The 20,048-nt window shown below is 71.1% G+C and carries 23 protein-coding genes; 2 read left to right on the forward strand and 21 right to left on the reverse strand.

All coding sequences use genetic code 11. The features are described from left to right. Positions 1–101: 101 nt before the first annotated feature. The gene (locus tag ACIQWX_RS41085; protein WP_400883346.1) at positions 102–947 is read left to right on the forward strand and encodes a VOC family protein; all 846 of its coding nucleotides are present in this window, start codon (positions 102–104) and stop codon (positions 945–947) included. On the opposite strand, the gene ACIQWX_RS41090 is transcribed toward ACIQWX_RS41085, so the two are convergent. From ACIQWX_RS41090 to rpsB, 6 genes are all read right to left on the reverse strand, one after another. Then, positions 935–2,257 (reverse strand): MFS transporter, encoded by a 1,323-nt coding sequence (locus tag ACIQWX_RS41090; RefSeq protein ID WP_400883349.1) that lies wholly within the window; start codon positions 2,255–2,257, stop codon positions 935–937. The genes ACIQWX_RS41085 and ACIQWX_RS41090 overlap by 13 nt on opposite strands. An 82-nt stretch (positions 2,258–2,339) precedes the next feature. Beyond that, complete coding sequence (locus ACIQWX_RS41095; RefSeq protein WP_400883352.1) at positions 2,340–3,467, reverse strand: phosphatidate cytidylyltransferase; 1,128 nt, start codon at positions 3,465–3,467, stop codon at positions 2,340–2,342. After that, positions 3,467–4,024, reverse strand: a complete 558-nt coding sequence (gene frr / locus ACIQWX_RS41100; protein WP_400883355.1) for a ribosome recycling factor — start codon at positions 4,022–4,024, stop codon at positions 3,467–3,469. The genes ACIQWX_RS41095 and frr overlap by 1 nt, the downstream gene beginning before the upstream one ends. 48 nt (positions 4,025–4,072) lie before the next feature. Next, positions 4,073–4,816, reverse strand: a complete 744-nt coding sequence (gene pyrH / locus ACIQWX_RS41105; RefSeq protein ID WP_003065595.1) for a UMP kinase — start codon at positions 4,814–4,816, stop codon at positions 4,073–4,075. Between the two features lie 156 nt (positions 4,817–4,972). Beyond that, a complete protein-coding gene (gene tsf / locus ACIQWX_RS41110; RefSeq protein WP_400883358.1) occupies positions 4,973–5,788 on the reverse strand; it encodes a translation elongation factor Ts in 816 nt (271 codons plus the stop codon). 88 nt (positions 5,789–5,876) lie between these two features. Next, the gene (gene rpsB, locus ACIQWX_RS41115; protein WP_372670636.1) at positions 5,877–6,737 is read right to left on the reverse strand and encodes a 30S ribosomal protein S2; all 861 of its coding nucleotides are present in this window, start codon (positions 6,735–6,737) and stop codon (positions 5,877–5,879) included. A gap of 751 nt (positions 6,738–7,488) precedes the next feature. Here rpsB and ACIQWX_RS41120 point away from each other — a divergent pair. Continuing rightward, entirely contained in the window at positions 7,489–8,094 is a 606-nt protein-coding gene (locus ACIQWX_RS41120) for a M23 family metallopeptidase (protein ID WP_400883362.1), read from the forward strand. Here the strand turns inward: ACIQWX_RS41120 and ACIQWX_RS41125 are convergent, their stop codons facing one another. The 15 genes from ACIQWX_RS41125 to ACIQWX_RS41195 all read right to left on the reverse strand — a co-directional run bounded on the left by ACIQWX_RS41125 (position 8,095) and on the right by ACIQWX_RS41195 (position 19,997). Continuing rightward, entirely contained in the window at positions 8,095–8,943 is an 849-nt protein-coding gene (locus tag ACIQWX_RS41125; RefSeq protein ID WP_400883365.1) for a FliA/WhiG family RNA polymerase sigma factor, read from the reverse strand. Between the two features lie 109 nt (positions 8,944–9,052). Continuing rightward, on the reverse strand, positions 9,053–10,036 hold the full coding sequence (locus ACIQWX_RS41130; RefSeq protein ID WP_400883368.1) for a tyrosine recombinase XerC: 984 nt from the start codon (positions 10,034–10,036) through the stop codon (positions 9,053–9,055). Between the two features lie 103 nt (positions 10,037–10,139). Next, positions 10,140–11,279, reverse strand: a complete 1,140-nt coding sequence (gene dprA / locus ACIQWX_RS41135; protein ID WP_400883371.1) for a DNA-processing protein DprA — start codon at positions 11,277–11,279, stop codon at positions 10,140–10,142. A 103-nt stretch (positions 11,280–11,382) separates the two neighbouring features. Continuing rightward, complete coding sequence (locus tag ACIQWX_RS41140; protein WP_400883374.1) at positions 11,383–12,894, reverse strand: YifB family Mg chelatase-like AAA ATPase; 1,512 nt, start codon at positions 12,892–12,894, stop codon at positions 11,383–11,385. After that, a complete protein-coding gene (locus ACIQWX_RS41145) occupies positions 12,894–13,271 on the reverse strand; it encodes a YraN family protein (RefSeq protein ID WP_400883377.1) in 378 nt (125 codons plus the stop codon). Before ACIQWX_RS41145 ends, ACIQWX_RS41140 begins: the two co-directional genes overlap by 1 nt. 360 nt (positions 13,272–13,631) lie before the next feature. Further along, positions 13,632–13,955, reverse strand: a complete 324-nt coding sequence (locus ACIQWX_RS41150; RefSeq protein ID WP_003096226.1) for a DUF2469 domain-containing protein — start codon at positions 13,953–13,955, stop codon at positions 13,632–13,634. Then, complete coding sequence (locus ACIQWX_RS41155) at positions 13,952–14,785, reverse strand: ribonuclease HII (RefSeq protein WP_400884325.1); 834 nt, start codon at positions 14,783–14,785, stop codon at positions 13,952–13,954. The genes ACIQWX_RS41150 and ACIQWX_RS41155 overlap by 4 nt, the downstream gene beginning before the upstream one ends. A 91-nt stretch (positions 14,786–14,876) precedes the next feature. Beyond that, entirely contained in the window at positions 14,877–15,803 is a 927-nt protein-coding gene (lepB, locus tag ACIQWX_RS41160; protein WP_400883380.1) for a signal peptidase I, read from the reverse strand. 31 nt (positions 15,804–15,834) lie between these two features. Next, positions 15,835–16,203, reverse strand: coding sequence for a 50S ribosomal protein L19 (gene rplS, locus ACIQWX_RS41165; RefSeq protein WP_086680529.1), 369 nt, complete (start codon positions 16,201–16,203; stop codon positions 15,835–15,837). A 175-nt stretch (positions 16,204–16,378) separates the two neighbouring features. Then, complete coding sequence (gene trmD / locus ACIQWX_RS41170; protein ID WP_400883383.1) at positions 16,379–17,125, reverse strand: tRNA (guanosine(37)-N1)-methyltransferase TrmD; 747 nt, start codon at positions 17,123–17,125, stop codon at positions 16,379–16,381. 4 nt (positions 17,126–17,129) lie between these two features. Further along, on the reverse strand, positions 17,130–17,834 hold the full coding sequence (locus ACIQWX_RS41175) for a hypothetical protein (protein WP_400883385.1): 705 nt from the start codon (positions 17,832–17,834) through the stop codon (positions 17,130–17,132). Further along, positions 17,831–18,343, reverse strand: a complete 513-nt coding sequence (rimM, locus tag ACIQWX_RS41180; RefSeq protein ID WP_400883388.1) for a ribosome maturation factor RimM — start codon at positions 18,341–18,343, stop codon at positions 17,831–17,833. Before rimM ends, ACIQWX_RS41175 begins: the two co-directional genes overlap by 4 nt. A gap of 23 nt (positions 18,344–18,366) precedes the next feature. Further along, complete coding sequence (locus ACIQWX_RS41185) at positions 18,367–18,606, reverse strand: RNA-binding protein (protein ID WP_003103110.1); 240 nt, start codon at positions 18,604–18,606, stop codon at positions 18,367–18,369. Then, positions 18,603–19,046, reverse strand: a complete 444-nt coding sequence (gene rpsP, locus ACIQWX_RS41190; protein WP_086680523.1) for a 30S ribosomal protein S16 — start codon at positions 19,044–19,046, stop codon at positions 18,603–18,605. Before rpsP ends, ACIQWX_RS41185 begins: the two co-directional genes overlap by 4 nt. Positions 19,047–19,205: 159 nt before the next feature. Then, on the reverse strand, positions 19,206–19,997 hold the full coding sequence (locus tag ACIQWX_RS41195; RefSeq protein WP_400883391.1) for a lysostaphin resistance A-like protein: 792 nt from the start codon (positions 19,995–19,997) through the stop codon (positions 19,206–19,208). Positions 19,998–20,048 lie beyond the last annotated feature (51 nt).

Below are 20,048 nucleotides of genomic sequence, written 5' to 3' on the forward strand. Positions count from 1 at the left end.
CGGGCCCTCCTGCGCCGGCAAGTGATTTACCGGCGGCCGAATCTTGGCGGAAACCACACGGTTCACGCCTAGAATTCGGTGGGTCTCGGGAGGAGCACCACATGACGATCGGCCCGTCCAGTCCCCCGTCCCCGGTTCCGGCCGGGATCCCGTGCTGGATCGAGCTGGCCTGCCGCGAGCCGGCCGTGGCGGAAAGATTCTACGGTGCCCTCTTCGGCTGGGAGTACACCACTCAACGGGATCCCGCGACGTCCGACGGCCGGTACGGCCTCGCCACGCTCAACACCGTCCCGGTGGGCGGGCTCTACCGCGCCGCGCCGGGCGCGCCGCTGGGCTGGATGCCGCACCTGTCCGTGCCGCACACCGCGAGCGCGGCCGAGTGGGTGGAGCACCTCGGCGGGCGGATCACGCTCGGCCCGGCGCCGATCCCGGAGCGCGGCACGATCCTGCACGCCTTCGACGCGTGCGGCGCGCCGGTGGTGTTCTGGGAGGTGCCGCCGGACTGGGAGTTCGTCACCGGGATCCCCAACACGTTCAGCGGCGCGGACCTCAACACGCACGACGGCGTCGCGGCGGATCACTTCTACACCAAGCTCTTCACCTACGGCAGCCACCAGATCGGCGACGGCGAGTCCCTGGACTACGTCGAATGGCTCATCGAACACGAACCCGTGCTGTACCGGTACGTCATGGGTTCGGAGTACAGCCTCGACACCCCGCCGCACTGGCTCGTCTACTTCGACATCGACCCGGCGCGCGGGGTCGACGCGGTCGCGGGCGAGTCGCTGATGCACGGCGGCACCGTCGTGATCCAGCCCTACGACACGCCGTTCGGCCGGATGTCGATCCTCGCCGACCCGGAAGGCGCCGTCTTCGCGGTGATCGACCACTCGCGCGTCTCCGAGGAGTGGGGCCGCGCCGAGGTCGACGACCCCTACGACGACTGACGCTCGGCGAACGCCAAGCCCGCCACCAGCGCGTACCCGCCCGCCACCAGCCACATCCCGGCGGCGGGGTGCAGTGCGCCGACGAGCGCGACCCCGATCGCGCCGCCGGTCTGGCGGGACGCGTTGAGCACCCCGGCGGCGAGCCCGGCCTTGCCCGGCAACGAGTTCATCGCCAGCGACGTCATCGCGGGCATGGCCAGCGAGCAGCAACCGAAGACGACCGAGACGACGACGAACGGCACGAGCGCGCGTTCCGCGGGCAGCAGGGCGAAGCCGATCGCGCCGGCGAGCCCGGCCAGCGCGCCCGCGACCATCGGGACGCGCGGGCCGAACCGCCCGGTCAGCCGTCCGCTGAAGAACGCGTTGAGCCCGACCGCCATCGTCAGCGGCACCAGGGCGAGCCCGGCCGCGAGCGCGCCCAGCGACCAGGCGCGTTGCAGGAACAACGCGAGGCAGAAGAGCGTGCCGTAGAGGCAGAAGTTGAACAGGCCGCCGATCCCGGTCGCCACCGCGAAGTTCCGGATCTTGAGCATTCCGAGCGGCAGCACGGGTTCGGGAACGCGCTTCTCGGCCGCCACGAACACCGCGCCGGCCACCACTCCCCCGGCGAGCAGCGCGAGGGTCGCCGGCGCGAGCCAGCCCGCGTGCCCGGCCTCGATGAACCCGGCGACGAAAGCGGCCAGCGACGCCGTGCCGAAGAGCTGCCCGGCGAAGTCGAGGCGGGTCTCCCGACGCGGTGGTTCGGTGACCGCGCGGCGCGTCAGGACGATGGCGACGATCCCGACCGGGACGTTGACCGCGAAGACGAGCCGCCAGTCGGCGAGTCCGACGGCGAGCCCGCCGAGCACCGGCCCGGCGGCCAGCCCGACACCGCTCATGCCGCCCCACACGCCCAAGGCGCGGGCCCGCTCCCGCGCGTCCGGGAACTGGTGGGCGATCAGCGCGAGCGACGACGGCAGCAGCGCGCCGGCCCCGGCACCCTGGACCGCGCGGGCGGCGATCAGCCAGGTCGCGTCCTGCGCGAGGGCACAGCCGATGCTCGCGACGACGAAGACGGCGACGCCCGCTTCGAACACGCGTCGCGAACCCCACCGGTCACCGGCCGCACCCCAGGTGAGCAGGAACGCGGCGAGCGTGACGGTGTAGGCGTCGACGACCCACTGCAGCGCGGCGGTCGCCGGCTCGCCGAACTCCGCACCGATCGCGGGTAAGGCCAGGTTCACGATGGTCGCGTCGAGCGTGATCATCAGGAAGCCCAGGCAGACGGCGGACAGGGCCAGTTTCGCCGGAGCACGGGTTTCGGTGGTCATGCCCCCGAGTCAAACCCGCCGAAGCTTCGGCCGTCCACGAACCGTTGCCTCCCGCGTGGGAGCCTCCGGCTCCCACCGCAGGTCAGCCGAGCGGGACGAACGCCGAGAGCAGCAGCCAGGACACGACCGCCGAGGGCAGCAGCGAGTCGAGGCGGTCCATGATCCCGCCGTGCCCGGGCAGCAGTGTCCCCATGTCCTTGACGCCGAGGTCGCGCTTGATCAGCGACTCGACGAGGTCGCCGAGGGTCGCGGTGAGCACGATCGCGACGCCGAAGATGACGCCCTGCCAGACGTGGCCGTCCAGCAGCAGGCTCAGGGTGAGCGCGCCGGCCACGACCCCGCCGACCAGCGAACCGCCGAAGCCTTCCCAGGTCTTCTTCGGGCTGATGGTGGGGGCCATCGGGTGCTTCCCGCCGAGCACGCCGGCGATGTATCCGCCGGTGTCCGACGCGACGACGCCGATCAGGAAGGTGAGAACGCGCCCGACGCCGTCCGACGGGGGCACGAGCATGGCCGCGAAGGCGCCGAAGAGCGGCAGGTAGGCAGCGGCGAACGTCGACGCGCTGATGTCGCGCAGGTAGCCCTTCGCGCCGCCGGGCAGGCGCCACAGCAGGCAAGCGAGCACGGTGAGGACGAAGGCGGTGAGCGCACCTTCGCGGCCGAACGGCCAGGCGAGCCAGATCATCGCCTGCCCGCCGACGAGCACCGGGATCATCGCGACCTTGGTGTCGGCGACCCGGCGCAGCACCCCGGCGAACTCGAAGGTGCCGACCGCGATCGCGATCGCGATGATCCCGATGAACAGGAAGCGCACGGTGAGCAGGGAAACGATGATCGCGGCACCGAGCAGCAGCCCGACCCCGATGGCCGCGGGCAGGTTGCGGCCGGCCTTGGAGGCCTTCTTGACCTCCGGCGCGGTCCCGGCGGCCGGGATCTCCACCGCCGGGGTGCCGGCGGCCGACAACCGGTCCGCTTCGCCGGTCGCCGAGGCGGCACCAGCGGCGGGCGAAGCCGCCACCGGGCCCGTCTCGCCGGTCCGCGAGGTCGCCGGACCGGCCGCCTCGCCGGCCGGAGCCGCCCCGGCGGTTCCCGGGAACTCCGGCGTGGCCGGCGTGCCGGCGTCCGCCGCTCCCGGCGTCCCGGGTGCGCCGGCCGGTTCGTCTCCGGTCGCGTCCACCCGGTCCTCGCGTTCCTCGCTCACCTGTGCCATCAGACCTCGAGCAGCTCGGCTTCCTTGTGCTTGACCAGCTCGTCGACCTTGTGCACGTAGGTGTCGGTCAGGTTCTGCAGTTCCTTCTCCGCGCGCGCGACGTCGTCCTCGCCCGCCTCGCCGTCCTTGGCGATGCGGTCGAGCTCGTCCTTGGACTTGCGGCGGATGCTGCGGATCGAGACGCGGGCGTCCTCGCCCTTGCCCTTGGCGACCTTCACCATCTCCTTGCGCCGCTCCTCGGTGAGCTGCGGGATGACGATGCGGATGACCTGGCCGTCGTTGCTCGGGTTGACGCCGAGGTCCGACTCCCGGATCGCCTTCTCGATCGCGCCGAGCTGCGACTGGTCGTAGGGCTTGATGAGCGCCATCCGGGCTTCCGGCACGTTCACGCTGGCGAGCTGGTTCAGCGGGGTCGGCGAGCCGTAGTACTCGACGACGATCCGCGAGAACATCGCCGACGAAGCCCGGCCGGTGCGTACCGACTGCAGCTCGTCCTTGGCGACGGACACCGCTTTTTCCATCTTCTCCTCGGCATCGAGGAGGGTCTCGTCGATCACGGTCACTCCCGTAGTTGTGATGGGTGGCGCTTGCTGATCCCAGCAGGTCTAGGCCGGCACCCCGTCGGCGGGGGTGCTGACCAACGTGCCGATTCTTTCACCACTCACCGCGCGGGCGATGTTCCCCTCGGTGAGCAGGTTGAACACGATGATCGGCATGTTGTTGTCCATGCAGAGGCTGAACGCCGTCGCGTCGGCGACCTTGAGGTCCCGCTCCAGCACCTCGCGGTGGGTGATCTCGCGGAACATCTCGGCGGTCGGGTCGGCCTTGGGGTCCGCGGTGTAGACGCCGTCGACGGCCTTGGCCATCAGCACGGCCTCGCAGCCCAGCTCGAGCGCCCGCTGCGCCGCCGCGGTGTCGGTGGAGAAGTACGGCATGCCGACCCCGGCGCCGAAGATCACGACGCGCCCCTTCTCCAGGTGCCGCTCGGCGCGGCGCGGGATGTAGGGCTCGGCGACCTGGCCCATCGTGATGGCGGTCTGCACGCGGGTGGGCAGGCCTTCCTTCTCCAGGAAGTCCTGCAGCGCCAGGCAGTTCATCACGGTGCCCAGCATCGCCATGTAGTCGGCGCGGTCGCGGTCCATGCCGCGCTGCGAGAGCTCGGCGCCGCGGAAGTAGTTGCCGCCGCCGATCACGACCGCGACCTGGACGCCGGTGCGGGCGACGTCGGCGATCTGCTGCGCGACCGAGTGGACGACATCCGGATCGACGCCGATCGAACCACCGCCGAACATTTCGCCGCCCAGTTTCAGCAGCACCCGCCGGTAGCCACCTTCGACCCGGTCACCCATCTATGTCGCCTCCTGTGTTGTTGGCCGCCTCCGCGGGAGGGAGTACGTCGGCGGGTGCCCCTCGACCTTCACATTCCCTCTGGACCCGACAGTGCCCCGTCCCCGATGGACGGAGACGGGGCACTGTGGGTGTGAAACCTACGCCCTGGCCTGAGGTCAGGCCTGGCCGACCTCGAACCGCGCGAACTTGGTCACGGTCACGCCGGCCTCGTCGAGCAGTGCCTTGACGGTCTTCTTGTTGTCCTTGACCGACGGCTGCTCGAGCAGGACGTTGTCCTTGTAGTACGCGTTGACCTTGCCCTCGATGATCTTCGTGAGGGCCTGCTCCGGCTTGCCCTCTTCACGAGCGGTCTTCTCCGCGATGGAGCGCTCGTTCTCGACGATCTCGGCGGGCACCTCGTCGCGGGTGAGGTACTTGGCGCGCAGCGCGGCGACCTGCATGGCGGCACCGCGGGCGGCCTCGGCGTCGTCACCGGTGAACTCGACGAGCACGCCGACGGCCGGCGGCAGGTCGGAGCCGCGGCGGTGCAGGTAGGTCGCGGTCTGGCCCTCGAAGGCCACGACGCGACGCAGTTCCAGCTTCTCGCCGATGCGGGCCGACAGCTCCTGGACGACCTCGTTGACGGTCTTGCCGTCGAGCTCGGCACCCTTGAGCGCCTCGACGTCGCTGGTCTTAAGGGTCTTCGCGACCTCGACGATCTTCGCGGCGAGCGCCTGGAAGTCGGCGTTCTTCGCGACGAAGTCGGTCTCGGAGTCGAGCTCGATGAGGACGCCACCGTCGCCGGTGACCAGGCCCTCGGCAGTGGCGCGCTCGGCGCGCTTGCCGACGTCCTTGGCGCCCTTGATGCGGAGGAACTCGACGGCCTTCTCGAAGTCGCCGTCGTTCTCCTCCAGCGCCTTCTTGCAGTCCATCATGCCGGCGCCGGTCATCTCGCGCAGGCGCTTCACGTCAGCGGCGGTGTAGTTCGCCATTCTGGTAAATCCGTCCTTTGCAGGAAGTCTGTGGGTTGCTACGCCGGTGCGGCCGGCCCATCGGGCCGGCCGCACGGGCGGTGGGACATCAGGAGGAGGCGGTCGCCTGCTCGGTGGCGGCCTCGGTCGCGGCAGCGGCCTCGGTCGCGTCGGCGGCGGCGGTCTCGGAGCCGGCGAGCAGCTCCTTCTCCCACTCGGCCAGCGGCTCGTCGGCGGCGACGCCCGGCTCCGGCTTCGTGTCCGCGGAAGCACCGTTGCGGCTGGAGCGCTGCATCAGACCGGCGGCCGCGGCCTCGGCGACGACCTTGGTCAGCAGGGCGGCCGACCGGATGGCGTCGTCGTTGCCCGGGATCGGGTAGTCGACCTCGTCCGGGTCGCAGTTGGTGTCCAGGATCGCGACGACCGGGATGTTCAGCTTCCGAGCCTCGCCGACGGCGATGTGCTCCTTCTTCGTGTCGACGATCCACACGATGCTCGGCACCTTGGCCATGTCGCGGATACCGCCGAGGGTCTTCTCGAGCTTGTCCTTCTCACGGGTGAGCGTGAGGATCTCGCGCTTGGTGAGACCTTCGAAGCCGCCGGTCTGCTCCCGCGACTCGAGCTCCTTAAGGCGGAGGAGGCGCTTGTGCACGGTCTGGAAGTTGGTCAGCATGCCGCCGAGCCAGCGCTGGTTGACGTAGGGCATGCCCACGCGCGAGGCTTCGGCCGCGATGGCTTCCTGAGCCTGCTTCTTGGTGCCGACGAACATGATGGTGCCGCCGTGCGCGACGGTTTCCTTGATGAACTCGTACGCACGGTCGATGTAGGTCAGCGTCTGCTGCAGGTCGATGATGTAGATGCCGTTGCGCTCGGTGAAGATGTAGCGCTTCATCTTCGGGTTCCACCGACGGGTCTGGTGCCCGAAGTGCACGCCGCTGTCGAGCAGCTGCTTCATGGTGACGACGGCCATTGCCGGAATCAACCTCTTCTGTGTCGCGCGCGCCCGCTGGACGCGCTGCTCGGTTTTGTCGCTCGCGGCCGGGTGGCCGTTCGCCCTGGTGCCCGTGCCGGAGCCCGGACCCTGAGGGGTGAGGAACCCCAGGGACCGCCGGACCCCGTGCGTCTCCCGCGGTAGGAAAAAATCGAGGGAACGCGCACGTGCACGCGAAGTCAGCCCGCTCACGCGGACCGCGCAAAAGATTCTACCCCCTGCCACCAGCCCCTCCCCCACCGGCGGCCGAGTTGTCCACACCGGCGCCGGAACGGGCCGAGTTGTCCACAGATTCGTCGACGCGATCCCACGCGGCTGTCCGGTGCCGCAGGCTGGAGTCATGGAGTTGATCAGCGGAGTTTCGCAGTGGTTGACGGGTCGTGCCGGGGGCGTTGTCGCCCTGGTCACGGCGGTTTTCGTGATGGCCGGCGGGCTGGTCGCCCTGGCGCCGGTGGCGCCCGGGTGGGCGGCCGGCCCGGTCCTGGTGGCGGGGCCGGCCGGGTTGGGGATGCCCGGCGAGTACAGACCCCCACAGGCACCACCGCCACGGCCGGGTGACCCTCCGCGGACGCCCGGCCGGTGGAGGGCGGAACGCGAGCTGACGGCGGCGCGCGAACCGGCGACAGCGCTCGGATCAACCCCGACGGCATCCGCCGACCGGTCCTCGTTCGATCCGGAAGCAGTTGCTCCCCGAACGGCCGTCCCGTGGACGGCCGAGCCCGAGGCCGCCGTGCGTCCAGCGGCGGAACCCCCGGTGGCCCTCCTGCGGGTGTCCCGAGCCCCGGCCGGATCCTGGGCCACCGCACTCATGGCGGCACCGTCCCAGCCGGCGTCGGTCACCTGGACCTCGCCGAATTCCTGGACCTCGCCGGCTTCCTGGGCCTGGCCGGATTCCCCGCGAGCCGCGCCCCAAGGGCGGCTCTCCTGGCCACTGTCACCCGTTCCAGTGGTCGTGAAGTACTTCGACGCCCCCGAAACCCCCTACGGCGCCGGGCACCGGGGCGTCGACCTGGCCGCCGTCCCCGGGCAGGAGGTCCTTTCCGCCGATGCCGGGGTCGTCGTCTTCGCCGGGCTCGTCGGCGGGCGGCCCGTCATGTCCGTCGACCACGACGGTGGCCTGCGCACCACCTACGAGCCCGTCGAACCGGAAGTCGCCGTCGGGGACCAGGTCTACCGGGGGCAGGTGCTCGGAACCGTCCTCGCCGGGCACCCCGGCTGCGCGATCGCCGCCTGCCTGCACTGGGGCGTGCGGCGGGGCGACGAGTACGTCGATCCCCTCGCCCTCACCGGCGAGCTCGGCGAATTCCGCCTCAAGCCGTGGGGAGGTGGTCCCTGATCAGGCGCCGGTCTGCTCGACCAGCTTGGCCCGCAGCCGCATGACCGCCCGCGTGTGCAGCTGGCTGACCCGCGACTCCGTCACGCCGAGGACCTTGCCGATCTCGGCGAGGGTCAGGCTCTCGAAGTAGTAGAGGCTGACCACGATCTTGTCGCGCTCGGTCAGCTGCGCGATGGCCTGCGCGAGCTGGCGCCGGTTGTCCTGGTCGACGAGCACCGCGACCGGGTCGACGGCGTCGTCGTCGGGCAGCGTGTCGACCAGCGAGCCGCTGTCCTTGCCCGCGGCCACCAGGTCCTCCAGCGCGACGACGCTGGTGAGCTGCAGCTGGCCGTAGAAGTCGCGCAGGTCGTCGAGGCCGATGCCCAGCTCGGCCGCGAGCTCGGCGTCGGTCGGGGTGCGGTTCAGGCGGGCGCCGAGCCGCTCCATCGCGCGCTCGGCCTCCTTGGCCTTGCTGCGGACCGCGCGCGGCACCCAGTCCTGCGAACGGAGGTCGTCGAGGATCGCGCCGCGGATGCGCTGCATCGCGTACGTCTCGAAGCGCAGGCCGCGCTCGGGGTCGAACTTCTCGATCGCGTCGACGAGGCCGAAGATGCCGGACTGCACGAGGTCGCCGACGTCGACGTGGGTCGGCAGGCCGGTGCCGACCCGGCCCGCGACGTACTTGACCAGCGGGGCGTAGTGCAGCACGAGCCGATCGCGCGACGTCTGGTCGGGACTGTCGGCGAACTGCCGCCACAGCGCCGCGATCCCGGCGTCGACGTCGTAGCCGGCGCGCGATTCCGCGGGCACGACGGCCTCACCGTGAGTGGTCACTCCGGCGGCTTCGGTCACGTGCGGTCCTGCGGTCATTGCACAGTCGTTCTCGGCATGCGGCTCAGTGTCGTCTCCGTGCTCGTGCGGATGCGCGTGCGCCGCCGGGCCCGCTGGTGACGACCCCGGCGAGACTCCCCGGGCCGCCTCAGGCCCTGGGGTGCGCTCGGTCATGGATCGCTTTCAACCGGTCGACGGTCACATGAGTGTAGAGCTGCGTCGTGGCAAGCGTAGCGTGACCGAGCAGTTCCTGAACGCTCCTGAGATCCGCACCCCCCTCGAGCAGATGCGTCGCCGCCGAATGCCGCAGGCCGTGAGGGCCCATGTCGAGCGCTCCGGGCACCGCCGAGACGGCGTCGTGCACCACCCGCCGCACCGCACGCGGGTCGACGCGTTTCCCCCGCACACCGAGGAAAAGCGCGGGCTCGACGCCGTCACCGGCGGTTTCCGCGACGATCTTCGGCCGCCCCTCGGTGATCCAGTCGTCGAGCGCTCGCGCCGCCGGCACGCCGAACGGCACCACGCGTTCCTTGCCGCCCTTGCCGAGCACCGTCACGACACGACGGGAGAAGTCGGCTCCACCGAGGTCCAACCCGCACAACTCGGACACGCGGATGCCCGTGGCGTAGAGCAGCTCGACGATCGCGCGATCACGCAGTGCGACGGGATCGCGTTCGGCCGCGCCGGCCGCCGACGCCTGCATGACCTCCCCCGCCTGGCCGGCGCGCAGCACCCCCGGCAGGGTGCGGTGCGCCCGCGGCGCGGCGAGCCGGCCGCCGGGATCGGTCGCGAGGACGCCGGTCCGGTGCGCCCAGGCGGTGAACGTCCGCGCCGAGGCGGCCCGCCGCGCGAGCGTCGTCCGGCTCGCCCCGCCGGTCTGCTGGGCGGCGAGCCACGCCCGCAACCGCGCCAGGTCCAGGTCGGCGAGCGCGCCACCGCCGTCCACGACGAACCCGAGCAGCGACACCGCATCGCCCACGTACGCCCGGACGGTGTGCGCGGACAGGCCGCGTTCGAGCCCGAGGTGCCGTTCGTACCCGGTGACGACGGCCCGGATCGGCTCGGGCAGCGCGGCCCGGAGCGCACGCAGGTCCGGACGGCGGCCCCGGCCGGAGTGTGATGGCGGCGGCATGGATGTCACGCTGCGCGAACAACCGCCTCCGGTCAAGGATCGCCACGCGGGCACACCGGACCGGCCGAACGACTTCGACGATTTCGCCCGGATTTCGTGGCGTTCACGCGCTTTCCCTCCGTCGTCGCCAGCCCGCGTCCCCGCGGACGGCGAATCCGTCGACCTCCAACGCCGGCAGCAAGGCCCGCACTTTCCGCAGCGGCAGCCCGGATTCGGCCGCGATTTCGGAGTCCGACCGGTCGGCGCGTGCGGCAAGCGCCTCGTAGGCGCGCAACGCCTCGGGACCGAGCCGGTCGGTCGGGCGCCTCGGCCGGGCGGCCGGGTCCTCGGCAATACCGAAGCGGCCGACGGTCTCGAGGATCTCGTCGACGGTCGAGACGAGCGTCGCGCGGGAGTCGCGGATCAGCTCGTGGCAGCCGACGGACATCCCCGACGAGACGGGTCCCGGCACGGCCATGACCACCTTGCCGAGCGCCCCGGCGGTGCTCGCGGTGTTGCGCGCGCCGCTGCGTTTCCCGGCTTCGACGACCAAGGTGCCTTCGGTGAGGGCCGCGATCAGCCGGTTGCGGACGAGGAACCGGTGCCTGGCGGGCGGCGTGCCGGGCGGGTACTCGCTGACGACCGCGCCACCGTTGCGGACGATCCGGTTGAGCAGCCCGACGTGGCCGGCCGGATAGCCCGCATCGACGGCACAGCCGAGCACGGCGACGGTGACCCCCGAGGCAGCGAGAGCACCGCGATGGGCGGCGCCGTCGATGCCGTAGGCCGCGCCCGAGAAGACCGGAACGCCCCGGGTGGCCAGGCCATAGGACAGCTCGGCGGCGTGGTGCTCGCCGTACTCGGTCGCCGCCCGAGCACCGACGACGGCGACGGCCCGGTCCGCGGCGGTGCCGAGGGCGACATCGCCGGTGACCCACAAGGCGAGCGGAGCCACGGCTTCGGACACGCCACGCCGGGCGGCTTGGTCGAGGGCGAGCAGCGGCCAGGCGGGCCACTCGTCGTCTTCGGGGACGACGAGACGAGCCCCGGCCGCGGCGGCCCGCGCGAAGTCCTGGCCGACGAGGTCGTATTCGCGACGCGCCTCGGTCGCTTTGAGGACTTCGGGCGGACAGTCACCCCGGCGAACCCGGGCGGCAGCCTCGACTGGGCCCCGCGCGGCCACGAAGGCAGCCAGCGCGGCGGCCGGCGGTTCGGCGACCCGCAGGAGGTAGGCGCGGGCTTGCCGCAACTCGTCGGCGCTCATGCCGCCACCCGCTCACGGAAAACCAGGACGAGCCGTCCGAATCGATCGGCTCGGAGCCGCGCCGCCCCTGGCCGCGCGTGTGCAGTGCGCAATCGATCGAGAGTCACGCCGCCACCCGCTCACGGAAGGCAAGGGCCGAGCTGACCTGGTCCGCGCCGGGACGGGGTTCGCCATCCAGGTCGGCGAGGGTCCATGCGATTCGAAGGCAACGATCGGCTCCTCGGCCGCTCAGCGCCCCACGGTCCATTGCCCGGTCCAGCAGCAGCGTTGCGTTCGGGGCGAGGGTGAACGCACGGCGTAGGGCCGGCCCCGGGATCTCCGAATTCGAGCGCCAGCCGTGGGCTTGCCAGCGGTGCGCCGCTCGTTCACGAGCCTGCAAGACCCGGGCGCGAACCGCCTCGGAAGACTCCGTCGCTCCGGTGTCGTGCGCGCTGATCGCGCTCAACGGTCGCAGGTTCACGCGGAGGTCAACTCGGTCGAGCAGCGGACCAGACAACCGGCCGAGATAGCGACGACGGGCTGTCGGGGAGCACACGCAATCCACCTCCTTCGGTGGTGCGCAGGCACACGGGTTCGTCGCCAGGATCAGCTGGAACCGCGCGGGGTAGGTGATCGAGCCCTTGACGCGCGCGATGCGGACCTCGCCCTCCTCCAGCACCGTGCGCAACGACTCCAAACGATCGCTGCCGAACTCGCAGACCTCATCCAGGAACAGCACTCCGCGGTGGGCCCGGCTGATCGCACCCGGCACGGGCAAGCCACTGCCACCGCCGATCAGAGCCGCCACCGTGATCGAATGGTGAGGCGCCACGAACGGCGGTACCGTCACCAGCGGCGACGACTTCGACAACGAGCCGTCGACTGAGTGCACCGCCGTCACCTCCAAGGACTCTTCTTGGGACAGGGGCGGCAAGAGGCCGGGCAGGCGACGAGCGAGCATCGTCTTCCCGACGCCCGGTGGACCGGTGAGCAAGAGGTGGTGGCCGCCCGCCGCCGCGACCTCCAGACCCCAGCGCGCCTCCGGTTGTCCGATGACGTCCGCGAGGTCCGGTACCGACGGGGTTGCCGGCGGGCTCGGCGGATCCGGGGGCACGAGGTCGGCCTCGTTCTTCAACCACCCCACCAGATCGCGCAAGTGGGCCGCGCCGGCGACGTCGATGCCGTCCACCAGCGCCGCCTCGACCAGCGAGTCCGCGGGGACCACGGCTCGCTCGTAACCGGCCGCCCGTGCCGCCAGGAGACCCGGGAGAACGCCGCGCACCGGGCGGATGCGTCCGTCCAAGGCGAGCTCGCCCAGCAGGACCGTGCCGAGCAGCCGCGTCGCCGGGACCGTGCCGGTCGCCGCGAGGACAGCCGCCGCGATGCCGAGGTCGTACGCCGACCCGACCTTCGGGAGGTTCGCCGGCGACAAGCCGAGCGTCACCTTTCCGTCCGGCCAGGACTGGCCGGAGTTGCGGACGGCCGATCGGACACGGTCTTTGGCCTCGCGCAGCCCGGCGTCGGGGAGGCCGACGAGCGTGACGCGGCTCAGGCCGCCGCCGAGGTCGGCTTCGATCTCGATGACCCGGCCGTCGATGCCGAGCAACGCGACACTCCAAGCCCTCGCGATGGGCATCAGAACGCCGCCTCGATGTGCTGGACGCGAAGCCTCGTCCCGGGCTCGGCGAGGATCGTCACGACGTCGTAGCGGACTGGGCACCAGCCGATGCGGAACTCTCGTAACCAGCGCTGGGCCGCTTGACGTACGCGGCCGGCCTTTTCCTCGGTGACCGTCTCCGACGGAAGGCCGTACTCGGTGCTCGTGCGGGTCTTGACCTCGCAGAAGACCACTCGCGTGCGGTCGGTCAGGATCAGGTCGATCTCACCTTCGCGGCAGCGCCAGTTGCGGCCCAGCAGGACCAGCCCGCGATCCTGCAGGTGCCGGGCGGCGAGGTCTTCGCCCCACGCGCCCAGGTCGCGGCGGTGTCTTGCGAGCTGGTCGGTGCCCGTCATCGTGTTCGCCCCTCGTCGATGCGCCGGTCACCGGGGCGGTCCCGGTGATCACAGTGCGTGTGCGTTCGACGATGCCAGCGCACGCGGCGGCGAAACAGACCGAAAACGCCGGCCTGTGGACAACCAGGGACATGTGGACAACCAGTCCACCGGCTGCGGCGGAGGCACACGGAATGTCGGGCTGCTGTGCTACGGCGACGGAAGGCATTCCGCCCCGCGAGCGGCAGCAGCTTGTCGCCGGTGTGCGCGCGAATGACCGCATGGCCGGAGAGCTCACACGTGCGTGAGGAGGAGCGACGTAGAAAGCACCGCGCCGGCCCGTCCGAAAGGACGAACCGGCGCGGGTGACGAAACGGGAGCTCAGCCCGAGAACGGGCCGTCCTCGGGCAACCTCAGGTCCGGCTTGTCGAGCTCTTCGACGTTGACGTCCTTGAACGTGATGACCCGGACGTGCTTGACGAACCGGGCCGGGCGGTACATGTCCCAGACCCACGCGTCGGACATGCGGACCTCGAAGTACACCTCGCCGCCGCCGTCGCGGACCTGGACGTCGACCGCGTTCGCCAGGTAGAACCGCCGCTCGGTCTCCACCACGTACGAGAACTGGCCGACGATGTCGCGGTACTCGCGGTACAGCGAGAGCTCCATCTCGGTCTCGTACTTCTCGAGATCCTCTGCGCTCATGAAATCCGCGCCCCTCCTCGGGCTCGTGCTGCTCCGGCGGAGCGTTCATTGTGACCCACACCCGCGCCCGGGGCATGCAGCGGCAGGCTGAGTTGTGGCTCGAGTGCCTCGTCGAGGACCGCGGTCAGGCTCGCCGCGGTCCCGGACTCCATGGCCTTCTCCAGCGCCGCGTACGTCAGCACGACCGGCCGCGTCGGCCGCAGGCCGTGCTTGACGGCCACCGTCGCGACGTTCGTGTACGACCACCGGTGGACGTCGCTGGGGCCGTGCTCGCGCAGCGCCGCCAGGTGGTCGGACGTGCTGTAACCCTTGTGCACGTCGAAACCGTAGTGCGGGAGGTCGTCGTGGTAGCCCGCCATGATGCGGTCCCGCGTCACCTTCGCCAGCACCGACGCGGCAGCGATGCACGCCACCGAACGGTCGCCCTTGATCACCGCCGCGTTCGGCGCCGTCAGGCCCGGGACCCGGAACCCGTCGGTCAGGATGTAGCCCGGCGACACGCGCAGAGCCGCCGCGGCGCGTCGCATGCCCTCCAGGTTCATCACCCGGATGCCGTAGAGGTCGACCTCGGCCGTGGGAATGACGATCACCGAGTAGTCGACGGCGCGTTTGAGGATCAGGTCGTAGACGCGGTCGCGCGCCTTCGCCGTCATCAGCTTCGAGTCCGTCAGCTCGGTGAGCTTCGCGTCGCCCTGCTTGAGCACGCAGGCCGCGACCACCAGCGGCCCCGCGCACGCCCCGGCGCCGGCTTCGTCCACACCGGCGACCGGGCCGAGGCCACGGCGGTCGAGCGCGCCCTGCAGACCCCAGAAGAGGTCGCCGCGCACCACGGCCCGCGGCGGCCGGATCGGCTCGGCCGCGGTGAGGGGAACGGGAAGAGTCAAGGCTGGATCACCCGTCTGCCGACACGGATCGGGGTGGCTAGCGTTTCCGGCGCAGTCCGGACTTGAGCTTGCGCCCCAGGAAGAGCGCGGGCCACGCCGCCGCGATCCCGGCGCCGAGCGGGATGCCGCTCTGCCAGGCCGGCGCGCCGAGCGCGACCGGCTGGGCCGCTTCCTGCGGGTTGTGGTCGGTGATCCCGCCCCACCGGCTCGGCGGCAGGACGATGATCCGCGCCTTGCCGATGATGTTGTCCACGGGGACCGCGCCGTTCACGCCGCCGCCGCCCTGGAACCGGGAGTCGTCGGAGTTGTTCCGGTTGTCACCCATGACCCACACCGTCCCGGCCGGGACCTTGACCGGGTCGAAGGGCCGCTCCGCCTGGTTGGACGGGTCCTCCCAGTGGACGTACGGCTCGTCGAGCCCCTTGCCGTCCACGACGACCCGGCCCTGCGTGTCGCAGCACTGGACGGTCTGGCCGCCGACCGCGATCACGCGCTTGACGAAGTCGCGCTCGTCCGGCGGGGCGAACCCGACCAGCGAGCCGAGACTGCGCAGGCCCTGGACGACGATGTTGCTCGACTCCTGCGGCGCGATCTCGTTGTTGACCCACGCCGGCGGGCCCTTGAACACGATCACGTCGCCGGGGGACGGCTCGGTGAAGTCGTAGGTGACCCGGTCGACGAGGATCCGGTCACCGGTGCAGCCGGGGCACCCGTGCAGCGTGGCCTCCATCGACCCCGAAGGGATCATGAAGACCTTCGCGAGGAATGTCTGGATCAGGATCGTGAGCACCAGGGCGATCACGAGCAGGATCGGCAGTTCCTTCCAGAACGACCGTTTCTTGGCGGGCTTGGCTCGCCGCCGGCGGGACCCCCCGCGCTCCTCGGAGCGGGACAGCCTGGGCTTGTCCTCTTCGGAGCGATCGGGGTCATCCTCAGGAGCGTTCTGGGACACGGGTTCGGCCACGTCGTCAGGCTACCGGTAACCGGGTGGTGACTCAGTTAGCCGAGGCCGTCTCGCGGTTCTCGCGGCGCTCCTTGATCTTGGCCTTCTTGCCGCGCAGGTCGCGCAGGTAGTACAGCTTCGCGCGCCGCACGTCACCGCGCTTGTGGACCTCGACCTCGGCGATGTTCGGCGAGTGCACCGGGAAGGTGCGCTCGACGCCGACGCCGAAGGAGATCTTGCGGACGGTGAAGGTCTCCCGGATGCCGCCGCCCTGACGGCGGATCACGACGCCCTGGAAGACCTGGTTGCGCTCGCGGTTGCCCTCGATGACGCGGACGTGCACCTTGAGGGTGTCGCCCGGGCGGAAGTCCGGGATGTCGGAACGCAGTGACTGCTTGTCCAGCGCGTCCAGGGTGTTCATCGGTGGTCCGTCCTCGTCTTCGTATGGCTTGCGTACACGTCCCGAAGGCCGCACAGCGCGCAACGGTGAAGCTGCGGGCGACCCAAGGGGGCTGATGGCGGGCTCATGGACGACGAGGTCCATCACGCCAACCTGTCAAGTATTGCAGACCCTGCCGGGTGTCAAGTAACCGGCCCTAAGCCTGCTCGGGGTCCAAGCCCTCCAGGACCCCGCGATCGTGCTTGTCGAGACTACCTTCCGGCAACGCCGCCAGGAGATCGGGGCGGCGGCGGGCCGTGCGCTCCAGGGCCTGGTCACGCCGCCAGCGGTCGATCAGCGCGTGGTTGCCGGACCGCAGGACGTCCGGCACGGCCAGCTCCCGCCACACCTCCGGGCGCGTGTAGCTGGGGCCTTCGAGCAGGCCGTCGGAGAACGAGTCTTCGGCGGCCGAGCGCGCGTTGCCGAGCACCCCGGGCAGCAGCCGGACGACGGCTTCGACGATGACCAGCACCGCCGCCTCGCCGCCGACCAGCACGTAGTCGCCGATCGACACCTCGTCGACCGGCATCCGGCGCGCGGCGTCGTCGACGACCCGCTGGTCGATGCCCTCGTACCGGCCGCACGCGAAGACCAGGTGCTTCTCCGACGCGTATTCGTGCGCCAGCTCCTGGGTGAACGGCCGCCCGGCAGGCGTCGGCACGACGAGCCGCGTCCCGGACGTGCAGACGTCGTCCAGGGCGGGGCCCCAGATCTGCGGTTTCATCACCATGCCGGGGCCGCCGCCGTACGGCGCGTCGTCGACCGCGCGGTGGACGTCGTGGGTCCAGTCGCGCAGGTCGTGCACGCCGACCTCGATCAGGCCGCGGTCGATGGCCCGGCCCAGCAGCGCCGCGCGCAGCGGGTCGAGGTACTCGGGGAAGATCGTGACGACGTCGATGCGCACCCGGTCACCAGTTCCAGTACTCGGTGGCCTCGGCGTGCCACGGGGACTCGACCTGCTGGTCGATCGTGAAGGCCATGCCGAGCCCCTGCGCGATGCGGATGTCCCGGCGTTCCGTCTCGCGCAGCGGCGAGCCGGCGGGCAGGTCCTGGTCGGACGACCACGACTCGCTCTGCGTGACGCACGTCCGGGCGCCGAAGCGGGCCGAGCCGCACGGCGCGGGCGCGTGCCAGGTCTGCACGTGCCTGAAGCGGAAGTGCTTGCCGCTGCTCTGCTCCGTGACGGTCCCCTGGGCGAGCAGCTGGTAGTCGGACGCCGGAACGCTCCAGCGGACGTAGTGCTGCTGCCCCCCGTGCGACGGGATCGGCGTACAGGCGCCGCCCCGGCAGAGGGATTCGCCGGTGACGCGTTCGGTGTAGTAGGTGCCGTTGCCGCCCCAGCCGTCGAGCAGGACCCAGTCGCCGTCGCGGACGAAGTGCTCCGCGTAGGACGGCGGCCAGGCGAGCGGGTCGCCCCAGGAGATCTGCGACTCGGTGGCCGACTGCGGCGACCACGCCCACTGGTACGCCTTCTCCCCCGGTGGCGCGTACTGGCCCGCGCTGCGGTGGAACATCATCGAGAAGTCGCCGTAGGTCGGGCCCGCCGCCCGCGCCGGGGGCGAGAGGACCACGGCGATCAGCAAGGCCGCGAAGAGGGCCGTCCAGCGCCTCATGCGTCGAGGAGGCCTTCCGGCGGGTCGAGCACGACCCGGCCGCCCGCGACGTCCACCGTGGGGACGATCGCGCGGACGAACGGCACCAGCACGTCACGCCCGTCGACGTCCAGCTCCAGCAGCTCGCCCGCGGGCGAGTGGACGATCTCGACGACCTTGCCGACGACCGTGCCGTCGGCAAGCTCGGCCCGCAAGCCGGCCAGCTCGTGGTCGTAGAACTCGTCGGGGTCCGACGTCGGTGGCAGCGTGTCGGTGTCGGCGAGCAGAAGCGCCCCCCGCAGCGTCTCGGCGACGTCGCGGGTCAGCACCTCCTCGAAACGCACCAGCAGCCGCCCGCTGTGTTCGCGGGCGGCTGCGATGGTGAGTTCCCTCTTGCTGCCGTCACGCAGCTTCGTCGTCACGGCCGCGCCGACCCTGAACCGCTCGTCCGGCGAGTCCGTGCGCACGTCCACCGCGAGTTCCCCGCGGATGCCGTGCGCCTTGGCGATGCGGCCGACTACGACGTCCATCCTGACCGTTTTCCGAAAGGGGCTCAGCGATCGGTGTCGACGACGTCCACGCGGACGCCGCGGCCACCGATGCCGCCCATGACGGTGCGCAGGGCGGTCGCCGTGCGACCACCCCGGCCGATCACCTTGCCGAGGTCGTCGGGGTGCACGTGCACCTCGAGCGTGCGGCCACGGCGCGTGGTCAGCAGCTCGACCCGGACCTCGTCCGGGTTGTCGACGATCCCGCGCACCAGGTGCTCGAGGGAGTCAGCCAGAAAGCTCACTCGGCCTTCTCACCCTCGGCGGCTTCGGCCTTCTCGGCCTCGGCCTTCTTGGGGGCGGACTTCTTCTTCGGCGTGGTGGCCTCGGTGGAGGGCTCCTCGCCGGCCGCGGCGAGCGCCGCGTTGAACAGGTCCTGCTTGGACGGCTTCGGCTCGGCCACCTTCAGGGTGCCCTCGGCGCCCGGCAGGCCCTTGAACTTCTGCCAGTCACCGGTGATCTCCAGCAGGCGCTGGACCGGCTCGGTCGGCTGCGCGCCGACACCCAGCCAGTACTGGGCGCGCTCGGAGACGACCTCGATCAGGCTCGGCTCTTCCTTCGGGTGGTACTTGCCGATCGTCTCGATGGCCTTGCCGTCCCGGCGGGTGCGCGCGTCGGCGACGATGATGCGGTAGTACGGCGCACGGATCTTGCCGAGGCGCTGCAGCTTGATCTTGACGGCCACGGGTGTGGGTTCTCCTCGAGTCTCTCTGGTGCTGGGGTGGGCGCACGCGGGCCGAGTGGGGACACGGACGCGGGCACCCGAAGGTCAGGAGCTTTCGCGCGGTGAGAGGGTCCGGCGGAAGCAGGCAGTGACCCATTCTGCCAGACGGCGCCCGCGCCCCTAGAAAGAGGCCACCCCGAGCGCTCCGAGCAGGATGGTCAGCGCCGGGAGGAAGTTGTTCACCTGGTGCGCGACGATACTGGCCGGCAGCCGCCCGGTGACCAGCCGGGCCAGGCCGATCGGCACCGCGATGACCAGCAGCAACGTCGTCCGCAGCGGCTCGAGGTGGCTGGCCGCGAAGACCGCCGTCGACAGCAGGAACGCCGCGACGCGGCCCCAGCGCTCGCTGCGCCACTGCAGCTGTTCGGCGGCGCCCCAGAGCAGCCCGCGGTAGATGATCTCCTCGCAGATCGGGCCGAGCAGCCAGAGGTAGACGAACATCACGACGGCCGCGGAGATCGACATCTTCCGGTCCTCGACCAGCGCGCTGATCGCCGACGTCGCGTTCGCGTTGCCGACCAGCTGCGTCCACAGGTAGGCGCCGAGGGTGGTGAAGACGAGCCCGACGCAGCCGTACCGGAACCCGGTCTTCACGTCGGCCCAGCGCCACTCCAGCCGCAGGTCGGCGAAGGGCCCGTTGCCGCGCAGGTAGGTGATCAGCACCGCGACGGAGGCCGCGATCATCGTCGGCAGCATGGTGCCGAGGAGCACGACGCGGATCGGCAGCGGACCGGGGCCGGTGTCGCCGACCAGCACCGACACGAACGCCGCCGACGCCAGCAGCACGGCCTCGACGAGTAAGAAGGCCCCGAAGCCCCACCGGTGCCGGCGCGGGGGCTCGAGGAACGCGGCCGGCTCCTCGGGTTCCGGCAGCGCGTCGGAAGCCGGGTCCCGGGGCTGGGAAGTGGTCACGCCTGGCCCTCCGCGGTCGCTCGGCTCCTGCCGACGAGCCTAGCGGCCGAG

The sequence above is a fragment of the Amycolatopsis sp. NPDC098790 genome, assembly GCF_044759945.1.
Classification (GTDB): Bacteria; Actinomycetota; Actinomycetes; order Mycobacteriales; family Pseudonocardiaceae; genus Amycolatopsis.

Excerpts from the sequence above, each read along its gene's own strand:
- ACIQWX_RS41085 (WP_400883346.1), top strand. The coding sequence starts at position 102 with ATGACGATCGGCCCGTCCAGTCCCCCGTCCCCGGTTCCGGCCGGGATC.
- ACIQWX_RS41090 (WP_400883349.1), bottom strand. The coding sequence starts at position 2,257 with ATGACCACCGAAACCCGTGCTCCGGCGAAACTGGCCCTGTCCGCCGTC.
- ACIQWX_RS41095 (WP_400883352.1), bottom strand. The coding sequence starts at position 3,467 with ATGGCACAGGTGAGCGAGGAACGCGAGGACCGGGTGGACGCGACCGGA.
- pyrH (WP_003065595.1), bottom strand. The coding sequence starts at position 4,816 with ATGGGTGACCGGGTCGAAGGTGGCTACCGGCGGGTGCTGCTGAAACTG.
- tsf (WP_400883358.1), bottom strand. The coding sequence starts at position 5,788 with ATGGCGAACTACACCGCCGCTGACGTGAAGCGCCTGCGCGAGATGACC.
- rpsB (WP_372670636.1), bottom strand. The coding sequence starts at position 6,737 with ATGGCCGTCGTCACCATGAAGCAGCTGCTCGACAGCGGCGTGCACTTC.
- ACIQWX_RS41125 (WP_400883365.1), bottom strand. The coding sequence starts at position 8,943 with ATGACCGCAGGACCGCACGTGACCGAAGCCGCCGGAGTGACCACTCAC.
- ACIQWX_RS41130 (WP_400883368.1), bottom strand. The coding sequence starts at position 10,036 with ATGCCGCCGCCATCACACTCCGGCCGGGGCCGCCGTCCGGACCTGCGT.
- dprA (WP_400883371.1), bottom strand. The coding sequence starts at position 11,279 with ATGAGCGCCGACGAGTTGCGGCAAGCCCGCGCCTACCTCCTGCGGGTC.
- ACIQWX_RS41140 (WP_400883374.1), bottom strand. The coding sequence starts at position 12,894 with ATGCCCATCGCGAGGGCTTGGAGTGTCGCGTTGCTCGGCATCGACGGC.
- ACIQWX_RS41145 (WP_400883377.1), bottom strand. The coding sequence starts at position 13,271 with ATGACGGGCACCGACCAGCTCGCAAGACACCGCCGCGACCTGGGCGCG.
- ACIQWX_RS41150 (WP_003096226.1), bottom strand. The coding sequence starts at position 13,955 with ATGAGCGCAGAGGATCTCGAGAAGTACGAGACCGAGATGGAGCTCTCG.
- rplS (WP_086680529.1), bottom strand. The coding sequence starts at position 16,203 with ATGAACACCCTGGACGCGCTGGACAAGCAGTCACTGCGTTCCGACATC.
- ACIQWX_RS41175 (WP_400883385.1), bottom strand. The coding sequence starts at position 17,834 with ATGAGGCGCTGGACGGCCCTCTTCGCGGCCTTGCTGATCGCCGTGGTC.
- rimM (WP_400883388.1), bottom strand. The coding sequence starts at position 18,343 with ATGGACGTCGTAGTCGGCCGCATCGCCAAGGCGCACGGCATCCGCGGG.